Source organism: Streptomyces sp. NPDC111656 (assembly GCF_055656965.1).
Map to the genome: position 1 here is coordinate 31,357 of NZ_JBVKCA010000027.1, position 15,690 is coordinate 47,046.

Consider the following 15,690-nt stretch of genomic DNA (forward strand, 5'->3'; position numbering starts at 1 on the left):
GCACCGCCCTTTCGTCGCACTTTGCCTTGCCGCGTCCATTGTGCGGGTCGCCACTGACAACGGGTCCCCGGACCTCAGCGACGGCGGCGACCGCCCCGTCCCTCGCGCCCGTCGTCCTGCTCGTCGTCGTCACGCGGGCCCAGCAGTTCGTCCGCCAGGGTCGGGAGGTCGTCGAGCGGGGTCTCCTCCGCCCAGTCGGAACGGGGGCGGCGACGCGGTGCGCCCTCGGCATTGACCTGGGGCAGCTCGCGCGTACGGTCACCGGCCGTCTCGGGCCGGGGCGCGGGCCGCTCGTCCCGGAAGAAGCCCGGAGGCACCCGGTTCGCGGGATCACCCGCACCGGCATCCGGGGCGGCACCCTCGCGCCCGTCGCGTACCGGAGGAAGCACCGCCGTCTCGTCGGCCGCGCCCGGCGCCACCGGCGGCAGCACGGCGGTCTCGTCCGCGGCACCCGGAACCACCGGCGGGAGCACGGCCGTCTTCTCGGCCGCCGCCTCGGGCACGGGCGGCTTCGGCAGCTTGGCCGTCTCCTCCGAGTCGGAGCGGGAACCCTCGCGGCTCTCTCCGGAGCGCACGGGCCGCAGCACCGTCGTCTCGTCCACCGAGCCGCCCGAGGAGCTCGGGGGCGTCACGACCGGCGTGGGCACCGTCGTCTCGTTGTCGGCCACGGGACCCGCGGCCGCCGGCTCACCAGAACCCACAGGCACCGAACCGGAAGCAGGAGCCGACGTAGGCGATGAAGACGTAGGCGATGAAGACGTAGGCGATGAAGCGGCAACCGCAGTCGAAGCAGAAGCAGACGTCGAAGCCGCCGTGGCTGCGGCCGCCGCCGCCGCTGCCGCCGTCTCCGTCGCGGTCCGTCGCGCCTCCTCCGCCCGCAGCAACGCCTCCTCGGCCTTGCGCTGCTTCTCCAGGCGGCGCTCCTCGGCCTCGTCCCGCAGCCGTGCCTGTTCCTCGGCCAGCCTGCGCAGCCGGTCCTGCTCGGCGGCCTGGGCCTGCTCCTGGGCCAGCAGCCGCGCCCGCTCCTCCTCGGCCCGGCGGCGGGCCTCCTCGGCGCGCTGTCGGGCCTCCTCCGCCTGGCGCTCGGCCTCGCGCCGCTGCGCCTCCTCCAGCTCGCGCTGCTTGCGCTCCTCTTCCTCCGCACGCAGCCGGGCGAGCTGTTCCTGGCGCTCGCGCTCCAGTCGCTCCTCCTCGGCCTTGCGGGCGGCCTCTTCCTCGGCCTTGCGCCGGGCCTCCTCCTCGGCCGCCTTGCGTGCCTCCTCCTGGGCCTTCACCTCGGCCTCGGAGAGGGGCAGCATCACGTCGAGCCGGTGCCGGACGACGGTGGTGACCGCCTCGGGCTCCTGGGCGGCGTCGACGACCAGGTACCGGCCCGGGTCGGCGGCGGCCAGCGTCAGGAAACCGGACCGCACGCGCGTGTGGAACTCGACCGGCTCCGACTCCAGTCGGTCGGGCGCCTCCGTGAAGCGCTCACGAGCCGCCTCCGGGGAGACGTCGAGGAGCACCGTCAGATGCGGCACCAGTCCGTTGGTCGCCCATCGGTTGATGCGGGCGATCTCGGTCGGAGAAAGGTCCCGGCCGGCTCCCTGGTAGGCCACCGACGAGTCGATGTAGCGGTCGGAGATGACGACGGCACCCCGCTCCAGCGCGGGCCGCACCACCGTGTCCACGTGCTCGGCGCGGTCGGCGGCGTACAGCAGCGCCTCCGCGCGGTGCGACAGGCCCGCCGACGACACGTCCAGCAGGATCGACCGCAGCCGCTTGCCGACCGGCGTGGCGCCCGGCTCGCGGGTCACCACGACCTCGTGACCCTTGGCGCGGATCCACTCCGCGAGCGCTTCCGCCTGCGTCGACTTCCCGGCCCCGTCGCCGCCCTCCAGGGCGATGAAGAACCCGTTCGCGGTGGAATTCTGCACCGGGTCGTCGCCGCCGCGCAGCGCGTCCAGCAGGTCGTGCCGCAGCGGCACTCCGGAGCGGTCGTCGACCTTGGCGAGCACCAGGGCGGCGACCGGCAGCAGCAGGGCGCCCACCAGCATCAGTGTGAAGGCGGCGCCTCCGTGCGCGAACACGAACTTGCCGTTCTCGAGCCGGTGCGGGCCGATCGCCGCGGCCACCACGGGCGCCAGCAGGACGCCGAGCGCCACGGAGACCCGTACGACCGCGTGCAGGTGTTCCGTCGTACGCGCCCGCCGGTACTCCTCGGTCTCCTGGTCGAGCAGCGCGTGCCCGGTGTTCGCGGCGACGCCCGCGCCGATGCCCGCGAGGCCGGCGATCAGCAGCACCGTGGTGACGTCCGGGACCAGACCGGCGGCCAGCAGCGCGATCCCGGTGAAGGCGATCGCCAGCGAGAGCAGCCTGCGCCGCGACAGCGACGGCAGCACGGAGGGGGCCGTCCGGATGCCGATGACGACGCCCCCGGTCAGCGCCAGCACCAGCAGGCCGTACGTGACCGGTCCCCCACCCAGGTCCTTGGCCTGCAGCACGGAGACGGCGACAGCGGCAGCGATCGCCGCGGCGACGGCCGCGCAGGCGAGCACCAGGAGCGGGATCGCGCCGGTACGGCCGTTGTCGACACCCGTGCCCGTCCTGGGGCGGCGCAGGCCCTCCAGGGGCGAGCGCGCACGCGGGGTGCGGGTGTCGGGCAGTTCGAGGGACGTGAGCACGGAGAGCGAGGCGGCGAACAGTCCGGCGGCGACGTACGAGGCGAGCGCCCCCTGGTGCTGGTCGAACCAGGCGATCCCGGCACCCAGCAGGTTGCTGACGAGTGACACCACGACGAGCGTGGCGGCCGCGATCGGCACCGCCACGAAGGCCGTACGCAGTGACAGGCGCCGCAGCGCGTCCAGGTGGTCCGGCAGCGGGCGTACGGTGGCGCCCTCCAGCGGCGGCGCGGGCAGCAGCGCGGGCGCCGCGCTCTCCCGGCACACCGTCCAGAAGCGCTCGGCGACGCCGGTCACGAAGGCGAGGACGAGGAGGGCGGCGAGTGCGCTGTCCGGGGTCCAGTCGATCCACAGGGGCGCGATGAGCATGAGCACGGCGCGCAGTCCGTCGGCTCCGACCATGGTCCAGCGCCGGTCGAGCGGCCCCTCCTGGGACGTCAGCGAGGTGAGCGGCCCGAGGAGTACGGCTCCGAAGAGCAGTGTGGCCAGAACGCGTGCCCCGAAGACGGCCGCCACGGCGAGGGCGACCCCGCGGTAGCCACCGCCGAAGGAACCCTCCGCGATCGCCGCCTGGAGGACGAGGACGACCAGCACGAGCAGGGCCAGGGCGTCACCGACACCGCCCACCAGGTGGGCGCTCCACAACCGTTTCAGCTGGGGTCGGCGCAGCAGCGCGCGGACGGCGCGCTCGCGGGAATCCGCGACCAGGGCGTCGTCGGGGGCCGGAGTGTGGGCCGTTGGCTGCTCGGCTCGCGTCATTCTGCAAGCCTATCCGGCCCCACTGACTGCCCGTAGGGGTGCCCGAACATGTGGACGCCCCCACACCGAAAGGTGTAGAGGCGTCCACATCTGAATCTGGCGGAGACCGCTGAATCTGACAGAGCCCGCGCCGTGACGAGGGCCGCGAGCCCGGACCTCAGTTCTCCGAAGCGGCCGTCTTCTTGGCAGCGGCCTTCTTGGCCGGAGCCTTCTTGGCAGCCGTCTTCGAAGTCGTCGTCTTCTTTGCGGCCGTCTTCTTGGCGGGGGCCTTCTTGGCCGGAGCCTTCTTGGCGGCCGCCTTCTTCGCGGTCTTCTTGGCGGGAGCCTTGGCGCGCTTCTCCGCCAGCAGCTCGTAGCCGCGCTCCGGAGTGATCTCCTCGACGCTGTCGGCGGAGCGCAGGGTCGCGTTGGTCTCGCCGTCGGTCACGTACGGCCCGAAACGGCCGTCCTTGACCACGACGGGCTTCCCGCTGACCGGGTCCTCGCCCAGCTCCTTGAGCGGCGGCTTGGCGGCCGCTCGCCCGCGCTGCTTGGGCTGGGAGTAGATCTCCAGCGCCTCTTCGAGGGTGATGGTGAAGAGCTGGTCCTCGGACTGCAGGGAGCGCGAGTCCGTGCCCTTCTTCAGGTACGGCCCGTAGCGCCCGTTCTGCGCGGTGATCTCCACGCCCTCGGCGTCCTTGCCGACGACGCGCGGCAGGGACATCAGTTTGAGGGCGTCGTCGAGCGTCACCGTGTCGAGCGACATCGACTTGAAGAGGGAGGCGGTACGCGGCTTGACGGCGTTCTTGCCCGTCTTCGGGGTGCCCTCGGGGAGCACCTCGGTGACGTACGGGCCGTAGCGGCCGTCCCTGGCGATGATCTGTCGGCCCGACTCCGGGTCCGTACCGAGCTCGAAGTCGCCGCTCGGCTTGGCGAGCAGCTCCTCCGCGAGCTCGATGCTCAGCTCGTCCGGGGCCAGGTCCTCGGGCACGTCCGCGCGCTGGTGGTTCTCGGAGTCCTTCTCGCCGCGCTCGATGTACGGGCCGTAGCGGCCCACACGCAGCACGATGCCGTCGCCGACCGGGAAGGACGACACCTCGCGGGCGTCGATGGCGCCCAGGTCGGTGACGAGCTCCTTGAGGCCGCCCAGGTGGTCCCCGTCGCCGTTGCCGGCCTCGGCGGCGCCCGCGGCGTCGCCCTCACCGAAGTAGAACCGCTTGAGCCACGGCACGGCCTGCGCCTCACCCCGCGCGATGCGGTCGAGGTCGTCCTCCATCTTGGCCGTGAAGTCGTAGTCCACGAGCCGCCCGAAGTGCTTCTCCAGAAGGTTGACCACGGCGAAGGACAGGAAGGACGGCACGAGTGCCGTGCCCTTCTTGAACACGTATCCGCGGTCGAGGATCGTGCCGATGATCGACGCGTACGTCGACGGGCGGCCGATCTCGCGCTCCTCGAGCTCCTTGACCAGCGACGCCTCGGTGTAGCGGGCCGGGGGCTTGGTGGCGTGCCCGTCGACCGTGATCTCCTCGGCGGACAGCGGGTCGCCCTCGTTGACCTGCGGGAGACGGCGCTCACGGTCGTCGAGCTCGGCGTTCGGGTCGTCCGCGCCCTCGACGTACGCCTTCAGGAAGCCGTGGAAGGTGATCGTCTTGCCGGACGCGCTGAACTCGGCGTCGCGGCCGTCGGAGGCCGTGCCCGCGATCTTCACGGTTACGGAGTTGCCGACCGCGTCCTTCATCTGGGAGGCGACGGTCCGCTTCCAGATCAGCTCGTACAGCTTGAACTGGTCGCCGGTCAGGCCCGTCTCGGCCGGGGTGCGGAAACGATCACCCGAGGGACGGATCGCCTCGTGCGCCTCCTGCGCGTTCTTGACCTTCCCGGCGTACGTCCGCGGCTGGGCCGGCAGGTAGTCGGCGCCGTAGAGCTGCGTGACCTGGGCGCGGGCGGCGGAGATCGCCGTTTCCGAGAGGGTCGTGGAGTCCGTACGCATGTACGTGATGAAGCCGTTCTCGTACAGCTTCTGGGCCACCTGCATGGTGGCCTTCGCGCCGAAGCCGAGCTTGCGCGAGGCCTCCTGCTGGAGGGTCGTCGTGCGGAACGGCGCGTACGGCGAGCGGCGGTACGGCTTGGACTCGACCGAGCGGACCGCGAAGTTCGTGTCCTGGAGGGCGGCGGCGAGCGCACGGGCGTTCGTCTCGTCCAGGTGGAGCGTGTTCGCGCCCTTGATCTGGCCCAGCGAGTCGAAGTCGCGGCCCTGGGCGATGCGCTTTCCGTCGACCGCGGTCAGACGGGCGACCAGGTTGGACGGGTCGCTGGCGTCACCGGCGCGGCCGGTGCCGAAGGTGCCGGTCAGGTCCCAGTACTCGGCGGAGCGGAAGGCGATGCGCTCGCGCTCCCGCTCGACGACGAGCCGGGTCGCCACGGACTGCACACGGCCCGCCGACAGCCGCGGCATGACCTTCTTCCACAGAACCGGCGAGACCTCGTAGCCGTAGAGGCGGTCGAGGATGCGGCGGGTCTCCTGGGCGTCGACGAGCTTCTGGTTGAGCTCGCGCGGGTTGGCGACGGCGGCCTGGATCGCGGCCTTGGTGATCTCGTGGAAGACCATCCGCTTGACCGGGACCTTGGGCTTGAGCACTTCCTGGAGGTGCCACGCGATGGCTTCGCCCTCGCGGTCCTCATCGGTGGCGAGGTAGAGCTCGTCGGAGTCGCGCAGCAGGTCCTTGAGCTTCTTGACCTGGGCCTTCTTGTCGGCGTTGACCACATAGATGGGCTGGAAGTCGTGCTCGACGTCCACGCCGAGGCGGCGCACCTCGCCGGTGTACTCCTCCGGCACCTCCGCGGCGCCGTTGGGGAGGTCGCGGATGTGCCCGACGCTCGCTTCGACGACATAGCCGGGGCCGAGATAGCCCTTGATCGTCTTCGCCTTGGCAGGCGACTCGACGATGACGAGTCGGCGGCCGCCGTGTGCGGTGTCGCTGGTCGGGGACAACTTCGCTCTTCTCTCCGGTCGACGCAGGGGGTCTCCCCCAGGCCTTGGTCCCGGGGGTCGGGTCATGCTGACGCTGCGGAGTGTGACGGTACATCCCGCCCCCGTGTCAAACGGGAAAAGCCCGCAACGGCCACTCGAACGGTAACCCGACTACCGCCATTCCTGCCGCCCGGAGTGTCCAGCAGCCTTTTCGGGCCTATCCGGAGCGTGACCTCTCAGTTACCGGAGAGCCGCCTCTCACGCGCGCGTAAAACACCACATCCCGAGTGCCAGCGCACCAGCTCCGGCGACGCCGGCGAGCGTCGCCGATGCGACGCGGTTCACACCGACGGCGACGGGCTCGCCCTGTCGCACCCGCACCGCGGTCCAGACCAGCAGTCCGCCTCCGAACAGGGCGAACACCGCCCCCACGAAGATCGCCGGTCCGCTTTCCATTGATATGTCCTTCCACACAGGAGCCCCAGGGTGAGGAGGTTGCCACTCCCCGGAAGCCGACGTGCGAACCTGCGGTGAACGCCGGGAAGACGGCGCCCCATGGACCGCTCAGACCGTGGTGGGATCGGGTATCCGCTCGCTCGTCCGCGCACCGTCGACCCGTCTCACGGTGCACACGACTTTGTTGAATCCTTGATTCCACTCCTCCTCGCTGGCCAGCCAACCGGAGACGGTGTGCTCCGTGTCGGACGCCCAACTCGACGCGAACTTGTTGGCACAGAGCTTGCCTCCCTGGGCGAGGGCCTTCTTGTAGTCCATGCCCGCCGCGGCCCGCGCGGTGCCGATCACCTGGTCGGTGTGCGGCTCACCACAGTCCGTCAGGTGAGCCTCGAAGCTCTTGCCCTTCTCCGCGTAGATCCAGCAGTCCCCGGTGCCCATCTGAGTGGGCCACAGATTCACCCCCGCATCGCGGAACCGCCCCACTTCGCCGCCTATCGCGACATGGCGTCCGAGCACGAGACATGCCGTACCGCCCTTGGCCGCGCCGAACCCGTCCTTCGTCGGTGCGACGGCGTAGACACCCGCGTCGGGCAGGACGTCGGCCGTCGCCGTGCTCCGGCTGGTGCAGCGCTGCGCGCCATGGGCGAGAGCATCGGCGTAGTCGTCGGCCGTGTCGACGGCCACGACCTGGCCGTCCGGCCAGTCCTTGGCGCAGTTCACGACGCCCAGGTTGACCGCCGACTTGAAAGCGGGTCCCGACCAGACCGCCTTCACGCAGTCGCCGGCCTGCAACGGCTTGGTGAGGCCCACCTGTTCGCCGTACGGATACACCGGCCCCGTCGGTCCCGACGACGGGCTCCCTGTGGGGCGCTTCTTCGCGGCCGCTTCCTTCGTGCCACCGTCGTCGCCGGTGAGTGAGACGGCGGCCCAGGTGCCGCCGACGACCACCAGGAGGACGCCCACGACGAGGGCGACGACGGGGACCGGAGGCCTCCTGCGGCTCGCCGACGGCAGGGGCGGAGCGGCCGTGGACCGGGTGGGCGCACCGGTCCCGGCGTACGGGTTCCACTCGTACGCGCCACTCGGAGTGGACGGGCGCCAAGGGCCGTACGCAGGCGGGGAGCCGGAGGGCGGTCCGAGCGGGCCACCGGGGGCGGCCGGGCCGCCTGGTGGAGTGTGCGGAGTGTTGGGGTTGTGCGAGGTGTTTGGGTGGTTCGGGTCGTACGGGGTGTTCGGGGTCGAGGGCGCGCCTGGGGTCTGCGGGACGCCGGGGGCCTGTGGGACGCCAGAGGTCTGCGGAACGCCAGGGGCCTGTGGGACGCCAGAGGTCTGCGGAACGCCGGGGGCCTGTGGGACGCCTAAGGTCTGCGGAACGCCGGGGATCGGCGGAACGCCTGGGGTCTGCGGGACGCCGGGCGTCTGCGGAGTTCCCGGAGGCGAGCCCGTGACATGCCCGGGCGGTGCCCCGGCAAGGAACCCGGGCGGCGCCCCTGCGACATACCCGGGTGACGGTCCGGCGGCGTACCCGGGCGACGGTCCCGCGACGTACCCGGGCGGTAGCTCCATGGGATACCCCGGTGGTAGCCCCGCGGGATACCCCGGCGGTGGCCCGAACACCCCGCCCGCCGCCGCCTGCGCCACCCGCTCGAGCCCCCGCGCGACCGCCTCCGGCGACGACCGCCGCAATGGGTCCTTGACGAGCAGTCCGTGCAGCACGGAGGTCAGTTCACCCGCTCGGACGGGCGGGGTGGGTTCCTCGCCGAGCAGGGCCGTCAGAGTCGCGTACTGCCCCGGCCGGTCGAAGGGGCCACGGCCCTCGACGGCGGCGTACAACGTGGCGCCGAGGGAGAAGAGGTCCGCGGCCGGGGTGGGCGGCTCGCCGCGGGCGCGCTCGGGGGCGAGATAGCCGGGCGTGCCGAGGATGCCGGCGGTGGCGGTGAGCCGGGGCTCGCGGGACTCGGGCTGGAGCGCGATCCCGTAGTCGGTGAGCAGTACGCGCGCGTAGGGATCGCCCGAAGAGGGGGGCGCCAGAAGGATGTTGGCCGGTTTCACATCCCTGTGGAGGATCCCGATCCGGTGTCCGGCGGAGAGCGCGTCGAGGACGGCCAGCCCGATCCGGGCGGCCCGAGCGGGCGACAGCGGCCCCGACTGCCGTACGACCGCCCGCAGATCGACCGCGTCCGGCACGTACTCCATGACGATCCACGGCAGTCCCTCGTGCACCACCACGTCGTGCACGGTGACCACATGGGGATGCCCGCGCAGGCGCGCCGCGTGCCGGGCCTCGCTGCGCGCCCGGGCGACGCGCTGCCCATGCTCCGCCGCGTCCATCGGCACGTCCGGCAGCGCGATCTCCTTCATGGAGACCTCGCAGGCCAACTCCGCGTCGTACGCGAGCCACACCCTCCCCATGCCGCCCGCGCCGAGCGTCCGCAGCAGCCGGTATCGGCCGCCGATGATCCTGCCCTCACCCTGATCCGGCGTCTCCCCCGCCATGGCGCCTCCCCCGAGACAGCGCGCCTCCCCCGAGGACGCATGGAGCTTGTCTCTTGAAGGTAGCTTCGCACGCACCACTGACAGGAGCCCTTTTACCGACCAATCCTGATCAATATTGCCCAATCCCGTCAGAACAGGCACATGCGACTCAGCCCTTCACTCCGCGGGCTCGAGGAACCCCTGCTCCACCAGCAGCCGGATCTGCGCGGGCGTCCGGTCACGCAGCAACACCGGGTCCTCGCCGACCAATTGGGCGATGGCGTCCAGGATCCGCCCGGCGCTCAGCGTGCCGTCGCACACGCCCGCGAAGCCCGCGCCGACCGTGTCCACCTTGGTGGCCCGGCGCATCCCGCGGTGCTGGCGCAGCACCACGTGCTCCGGGTCCTCGGCGCCGGGCAGCCCGACCTGCTCCTGGACGACCTCGGCCACGAGCCTGAAGTGCCCGGCGAGCAGGGCAGCGTCGTCGCTCGCCCGCAGGTAGTCGACGCGGTCGAAGTGCGCACGCACGGTCTCGCCGAGCGGCTGCTCGATGGAGTGCGGCCACTCCTCGACCGTGATCGAGGGCTCGGCGGCAGCCGTTCTGCGCAGTGTGATCCATCCGAAGCCGACGGCCTTGACCTTGCGGGCCTCGAACTCGTCCAGCCAGGCGTCGTACCGCGCCTGGTACTCGGCGGGGGCGTCGCGGTGGTCGCCCGCGTCGCGCAGCCACAACTCCGCGTACTGCGTGACGTCCTGCACCTCGCGCTGCACGATCCAGGCGTCACAGCCGCGCGGCACCCAGGAGCGCAGCCGGTCCTGCCAGTCCTCGCCCTCCACGTGCTGCCAGTTGGCCAGGAACTGCGCATACCCCCCGTCGTTGAGCCGGTCCCCCGCCTGCTGAACGAGCGTGCGGCACAGATCGTCCCCGCCCATCCCGCCGTCGCGGTAGGTGAGCCGGGCGCCGGGCGAGATCACGAAGGGTGGGTTCGAGACGATCAGGTCGTACGTCTCGTCGTCCGCGATCGGCGCGAAGAGGGAGCCCTCGCGCAGATCGGCCGCCGGGGCACCGGACAGCGCCAGGGTGAGTGCGGTGATGTGCAGGGCGCGTGGGTTGAGGTCGGTCGCGGTCACGCGCGTGGCGTGCTGCGCGGCGTGCAGGGCCTGGATCCCGGAGCCGGTGCCGAGGTCGAGCGCGGAGGAGACGGGCGTACGGACGGTGATGCCGGCCAGGGTCGTGGACGCGCCGCCCACACCCAGGACGACGCCCTCCTCCCGGCTACCGATGCCGCCCGCGCCACCGACGGCGCACCCCAGGTCGGACACGATGAACCAGTCCTCGCCGCCAGGCCCGCCGTACGGCCGGATGTCCACGGTCGCGGCGACCTCGTCCGCGCCCGCCCGGGTCAGCCAGCCACTCTCAAGGCAGTCCTGCACCGGCAGCACGTCCGCCACGCGCGCGTGCGGCACGGGTTGCTGGAGCAGGAACAGCCGTACGAGCGTCTCCAGCGGTGTGTCCCCGCGGGTCGCCCGGAGCGCGGGCACGGTCTCGCTGCGCGCCAGCGCCGCGTACGCGGGGGCGCCGAGCAGGTCGAGCAGACCGTCGGCGGTGAAGGAGGCGCCGAGCAGGGCGTCCCGCAGCCGAGCGGCGACGTCGACGCGGTCGGACGAGGGCAACGGTGACAGGCTGGTGTGACTCACGTCCCCCATTGTGTCCGTTCCCGCCGAAAGGGACGTACACCTGTGGACAGAGCCCGTGCGAATGTGGACAAGCCCGCACGAGGAGTCCTGGGGGCTTTGTACGGGGAGCAGTGGGCCGTGCTTGTACCGCGGGAGCCGTAGGGCACGTGCCACTGGCCCGGTACGCGCGCGTACCGGGCTCTTTCCGGGTGCCGGACCGAATCCCGTTCTGCGGTCGCTCTCCGGGCGTTCCTCGGGGGGTCAGCCCTGGGTGGTCGCCGGCGAGGCGGACGCGGAGGCGGACTTGCAGCTGACCTGCTTGGCCATCGCCTTGCCGACGTCGCCCGCTTCGAGCTCCTTCAGGGCGTCGGTCCCGGTCTTGCTGAGCTTCTCCAGCTGCTTGGCGACGCCGTCGAGACCGTCCGCGAACTTCGCCTGGTTCTTCGTGTTCAGCGCGTCGGACTGCTTCCCCAGATCGGCGTAGGAGGCGGAGAGGGCGTTGAGCTCCTTGACCGCGTTCTCCTGCTTGGTCTTACCGCTGTCCACGTCCGGCGGGCCGGCCTTCTCGATGGCGGCCGCCATCGCCTTGTAGGCGTCGGAGATGTCCTGGAAGCCCTTGGAGTCGGCCTTCTGCACGTCCGCCGGTGCGCTCTGGTCCGTGGTCTCCTTCTGGATCGCGGTGTTGGCGGCCGCGATCTTCTGGACCTGCGGCTGCACCGCGTCACAGACCTGCTTGGCCCAGGGGTCCAGCTTGTCGTCCTTGCTGCTACCGCTGCTGCATGCCGACAGCGCCAGCACCAGTACCGCACCGCCGGACAGTGCGGCCGTGAGCTTCTTGTTCACCGGTTTGGTCCCTTCCGTGGCTCTCGGCCCCGGAACTTACACGCCGCATGGGCGCCGCCCCTATGGCGAATTTCCGATTTAGTCTCTATTGCAGCCATTTGCTCCATACGAGAGAAGGCTCACGACACGGGTGTGAACACACCCGAACGACGGGCGGGCGGCACGTCGCTGCGTGCCGCCCGCCCGTGGGGACCTGCCCAAAGACCCGAACGCTACGAAACCACCGCGGCGTCGTGAGACTTGGACACTCGTTCCGCGTTGCCTTCGTCACCCACGGCGATCCCGCGCCGCTTGGAGATGTACACCGCGCCCACGATCACGAGGATCGAGAGCACCGCGATCAGGATGCGCATACCGAGGTTCTTGTCGTCGCCGTACGAGAACTTCACGACCGCGGGTGCGATCAGCAGCGCCACCAGGTTCATCACCTTGAGGAGCGGGTTGATCGCGGGGCCCGCGGTGTCCTTGAACGGGTCGCCGACGGTGTCGCCGATCACCGTGGCGGCGTGGGCCTCGCTGCCCTTGCCGCCGTGGTGGCCGTCCTCGACGAGTTTCTTCGCGTTGTCCCACGCACCGCCGGAGTTGGCGAGGAAGACCGCCATCAGCGTGCCGGTGCCGATCGCGCCCGCCAGATACGAACCGAGCGCGCCGACGCCGAGCGTGAAGCCGATGGCGATGGGCGCCAGGACGGCGAGCAGACCCGGAGTGGCCAGCTCCCGCAGGGCGTCCTTGGTGCAGATGTCGACGACCCGCCCGTACTCCGGCTTCTCGGTGTAGTCCATGATCCCGGGGTGCTCGCGGAACTGCCGCCGCACCTCGTAGACCACGGCCCCCGCGGACCGGGACACCGCGTTGATCGCGAGGCCCGAGAAGAGGAAGACGACCGCCGCGCCCGCGATCAGGCCCACCAGGTTGTTGGGCTGCGAGATGTCCATCATCAGGTTCAGCGGCGCGCCAGGACCGGAGACCTTCTCGCCCACGTCGTTCGCGGCCGTGAGGATCGCGTCTCGGTACGAGCCGAAGAGCGCCGAGGCCGCGAGGACGGCCGTGGCGATGGCGATGCCCTTGGTGATGGCCTTGGTGGTGTTGCCCACCGCGTCCAGGTCGGTGAGCACCTGGGCGCCCGCGCCCGTGACGTCGCCGGACATCTCGGCGATGCCCTGCGCGTTGTCGGAGACCGGACCGAAGGTGTCCATGGCGACGATGACGCCGACCGTGGTGAGCAGACCGGTTCCGGCGAGCGCCACCGCGAACAGCGCGAGGATGATCGACGTACCGCCGAGCAGGAAGGCCCCGTAGACGCCGAGGCCGATCAGCAGGGCGGTGTAGACGGCCGATTCCAGACCGATGGAGATACCGGCCAGGACGACGGTGGCCGCGCCGGTGAGCGAGCTCTTGCCGATGTCCCGTACGGGACGACGGGTGGTCTCGGTGAAGTAGCCGGTCAGCTGCTGGATGAGCGCGGCCAGCACGATGCCGATGGCCACCGCGATGAGCGCCAGGATCCGCGGATCGCCGTCCTTCGCCTTGATCGCCGCGTCCGTGACGCCGTCGAGGTCGGCGTACTTCCCCGGCAGGTAGATGAAGACGGCCACCGCCACCAGCACCAACGAGATGACCGCGGAGATGAAGAAGCCGCGGTTGATCGCGGACATGCCGCTGCGGTCGGAGCGTCGGGGTGCCACCGCGAAGATGCCGACCATCGCGGTGAGAACGCCGATCGCGGGCACGATCAGCGGGAAGGCGAGCCCGGAGTCGCCGAACGCCGCTTTGCCGAGGATCAGCGCGGCGACGAGCGTGACGGCGTACGACTCGAAGAGGTCCGCGGCCATGCCGGCGCAGTCGCCGACGTTGTCGCCCACGTTGTCGGCGATGGTCGCGGCATTGCGCGGATCGTCCTCCGGAATGCCCTGCTCGACCTTGCCGACCAGGTCGGCGCCGACGTCGGCGGCCTTGGTGAAGATGCCGCCGCCGACACGCATGAACATGGCGATCAGCGCCGCGCCGAGACCGAAGCCCTCCAGGACCTTCGGCGCGTCGGCCGCGTACACCAGCACCACACAGGAGGCGCCCAGCAGACCGAGCCCCACCGTGAACATGCCGACGACGCCGCCGGTACGGAAAGCGATCTTCATGGCTTTGTGCGAGACGGCGGTGAGATCTTTTTCGGGTTCGCCCTTGGCCGGAGTCGCTTCCCTTGCCGCGGCGGCCACGCGGACGTTGCTTCGTACGGCGAGCCACATACCGGTATAACCGGTGGTCGCCGAGAACACCGCGCCGATCAAGAAGAAGATCGATCGTCCGGCGCGCTGATTCCAGTCGTCCGCGGGCAGCAGCATGAGCAGGAAGAACACCACGACGGCGAATACACCGAGCGTGCGCATCTGCCGCCCCAGGTAGGCGTTCGCGCCTTCCTGGACCGCCGCCGCGATCTTCTTCATGCTGTCGGTGCCCTCGCCGGCCGCGAGCACTTGCCGTACCAGCACCCCGGCGACCGCCAGGGCCGCCAGGGCCACGGCACCGATGACCATCACGATCAAGCGATTGTCATTGGTCAGTACTGCGGATGCGAAGGTTGTGGGATGGTCAAACTGATGAGGGGTAGAAAGCCCCGCCATTCGTCCTCCTTGACGCCTGTGCTGAGCTCAAGATGTGGACGGATTGTAGGTACCGGAACCTGATCAAAACAGTGCCCGGTAAGCGGAATTCGCCTTCACATGCCCATCAGCAAATGATCGACGGGCATCCATGGAACCCAAAAGAAGTAATGCCCTAAAAGCGTTGACGCTTGATCCAATAATCGCGTGATTGATCGTGAATGAATTCACGAAAAGGCCGGGCCGGGCCCCGGCCGGGAGCGGGCATACAAAAAGGGCCCTGCTGAGCAGGGCCCTTCGAGTGTGTTGCGGGGGTGCGATCAGGGAACGAGCGCGGCCGGCGGCGTGGTCGGCCAGCTCATCTTGATCAGTCCACCGTGCTCACCGGCGGTGACTTCGACGTCGTCGACGAGGCCACTGATGACCGCGAGGCCCATCTCGTCCTCCTCGGCATCAATGTCCGGATCACCCGAGGTTCCGGGTGCCGTCTCACCGGGCGCCGAATGCGGCGCCTCGTCACCGACCTCGATGGAGAACTGCTTCTCCTCCTCGATCAGCTTCACCTGCACCGGCGCCGAGATGCCGTTGCTCTGGTGCAGTCCGACGGCACGAGTACAGGCCTCGCCGACGGCGAGTCTGACCTCGTCGAGGACGGCCTCGTCCACTCCGGCCCTGCGCGCCACCGCTGCCGCCACCAGTCGGGCGGTCCTGACGTGCTCGGGCAGCGCGCTGAAGCGGAGTTCAACGGTGGCCATGCATCCCCCTCAACTACGGGCGTGCTGTCAGGGGGCCGGGCCGCCGAGGCCCGGTCCCCCGTCCATTGCTTCTACCGTCTCGGACACCACATCACTCGTGACGCCCAGGGGACGGGGTCAGTCGGTGGCCGCTACCGCTTCCTCGACCGAGGTGTGGATGGGGAACACCTTGGTGAGACCGGTGATGCGGAAGATCTTCAGAATGCGCTCCTGGTTGCAGACCAGTCGCAGCGAGCCCTCATGGGCACGCACACGCTTCAGGCCGCCCACCAGCACGCCGAGCCCGGTGGAGTCGAGGAAGTCCACGCCCTCCATGTCGACGACAAGGTGAAAATTGCCGTCGTTCACCAGCTCGACCAGCTGCTCGCGCAGCTTGGGCGCGGTATATACATCGATTTCGCCACCGACCTCGACGACCGTACGATCGCCGACGGTACGGGTCGACAGGGACAGGTCCACGGATCCTCCAGCACCTTGCTATCGAGCGGTCATCCCAAGGGACACCTCGGCAGAGCCCC

Annotated in this window: 9 protein-coding genes; all 9 read right to left on the reverse strand. The window is 70.4% G+C overall.

What is annotated here, in order from left to right; all coding sequences use genetic code 11:
• Window positions 1-74 precede the first annotated feature (74 nt).
• The 9 genes from tmk to bldG all read right to left on the reverse strand — a co-directional run bounded on the left by tmk (window position 75) and on the right by bldG (window position 15,631).
• Window positions 75-3,419 (reverse strand): dTMP kinase, encoded by a 3,345-nt coding sequence (tmk, locus tag ACZ7M3_RS45385; RefSeq protein ID WP_472071727.1) that lies wholly within the window; start codon window positions 3,417-3,419, stop codon window positions 75-77.
• A gap of 157 nt (window positions 3,420-3,576) precedes the next feature.
• Complete coding sequence (gene topA, locus ACZ7M3_RS45390) at window positions 3,577-6,390, reverse strand: type I DNA topoisomerase (protein WP_472071729.1); 2,814 nt, start codon at window positions 6,388-6,390, stop codon at window positions 3,577-3,579.
• Window positions 6,391-6,627: 237 nt separating this feature from the next.
• A complete protein-coding gene (locus tag ACZ7M3_RS45395) occupies window positions 6,628-6,825 on the reverse strand; it encodes a hypothetical protein (RefSeq protein ID WP_355304498.1) in 198 nt (65 codons plus the stop codon).
• A gap of 108 nt (window positions 6,826-6,933) precedes the next feature.
• Window positions 6,934-9,321 carry a serine/threonine-protein kinase gene (locus ACZ7M3_RS45400; RefSeq protein WP_472071731.1) on the reverse strand — a complete coding sequence of 796 codons (2,388 nt, stop codon included), beginning with the start codon at window positions 9,319-9,321 and terminating at the stop codon, window positions 6,934-6,936.
• A 156-nt stretch (window positions 9,322-9,477) separates the two neighbouring features.
• Entirely contained in the window at window positions 9,478-11,007 is a 1,530-nt protein-coding gene (locus ACZ7M3_RS45405; RefSeq protein WP_388401010.1) for a DUF7059 domain-containing protein, read from the reverse strand.
• Window positions 11,008-11,238: 231 nt separating this feature from the next.
• Entirely contained in the window at window positions 11,239-11,820 is a 582-nt protein-coding gene (locus tag ACZ7M3_RS45410) for a prolipoprotein diacylglyceryl transferase (protein ID WP_351295377.1), read from the reverse strand.
• Window positions 11,821-12,032: 212 nt separating this feature from the next.
• Window positions 12,033-14,438, reverse strand: coding sequence for a sodium-translocating pyrophosphatase (locus ACZ7M3_RS45415; RefSeq protein ID WP_472071733.1), 2,406 nt, complete (start codon window positions 14,436-14,438; stop codon window positions 12,033-12,035).
• A gap of 299 nt (window positions 14,439-14,737) precedes the next feature.
• A complete protein-coding gene (locus ACZ7M3_RS45420) occupies window positions 14,738-15,172 on the reverse strand; it encodes an ATP-binding protein (RefSeq protein ID WP_351295371.1) in 435 nt (144 codons plus the stop codon).
• 117 nt (window positions 15,173-15,289) lie between these two features.
• Window positions 15,290-15,631, reverse strand: a complete 342-nt coding sequence (gene bldG, locus ACZ7M3_RS45425) for an anti-sigma factor antagonist BldG (RefSeq protein ID WP_010986038.1) — start codon at window positions 15,629-15,631, stop codon at window positions 15,290-15,292.
• Between the last annotated feature and the right edge of the window lie 59 nt (window positions 15,632-15,690).

Excerpts from the sequence above, each read along its gene's own strand:
- tmk (WP_472071727.1), bottom strand. The coding sequence starts at position 3,419 with ATGACGCGAGCCGAGCAGCCAACGGCCCACACTCCGGCCCCCGACGAC.
- ACZ7M3_RS45395 (WP_355304498.1), bottom strand. The coding sequence starts at position 6,825 with ATGGAAAGCGGACCGGCGATCTTCGTGGGGGCGGTGTTCGCCCTGTTC.
- ACZ7M3_RS45400 (WP_472071731.1), bottom strand. The coding sequence starts at position 9,321 with ATGGCGGGGGAGACGCCGGATCAGGGTGAGGGCAGGATCATCGGCGGC.
- ACZ7M3_RS45405 (WP_388401010.1), bottom strand. The coding sequence starts at position 11,007 with ATGGGGGACGTGAGTCACACCAGCCTGTCACCGTTGCCCTCGTCCGAC.
- ACZ7M3_RS45415 (WP_472071733.1), bottom strand. The coding sequence starts at position 14,438 with ATGGCGGGGCTTTCTACCCCTCATCAGTTTGACCATCCCACAACCTTC.
- ACZ7M3_RS45420 (WP_351295371.1), bottom strand. The coding sequence starts at position 15,172 with ATGGCCACCGTTGAACTCCGCTTCAGCGCGCTGCCCGAGCACGTCAGG.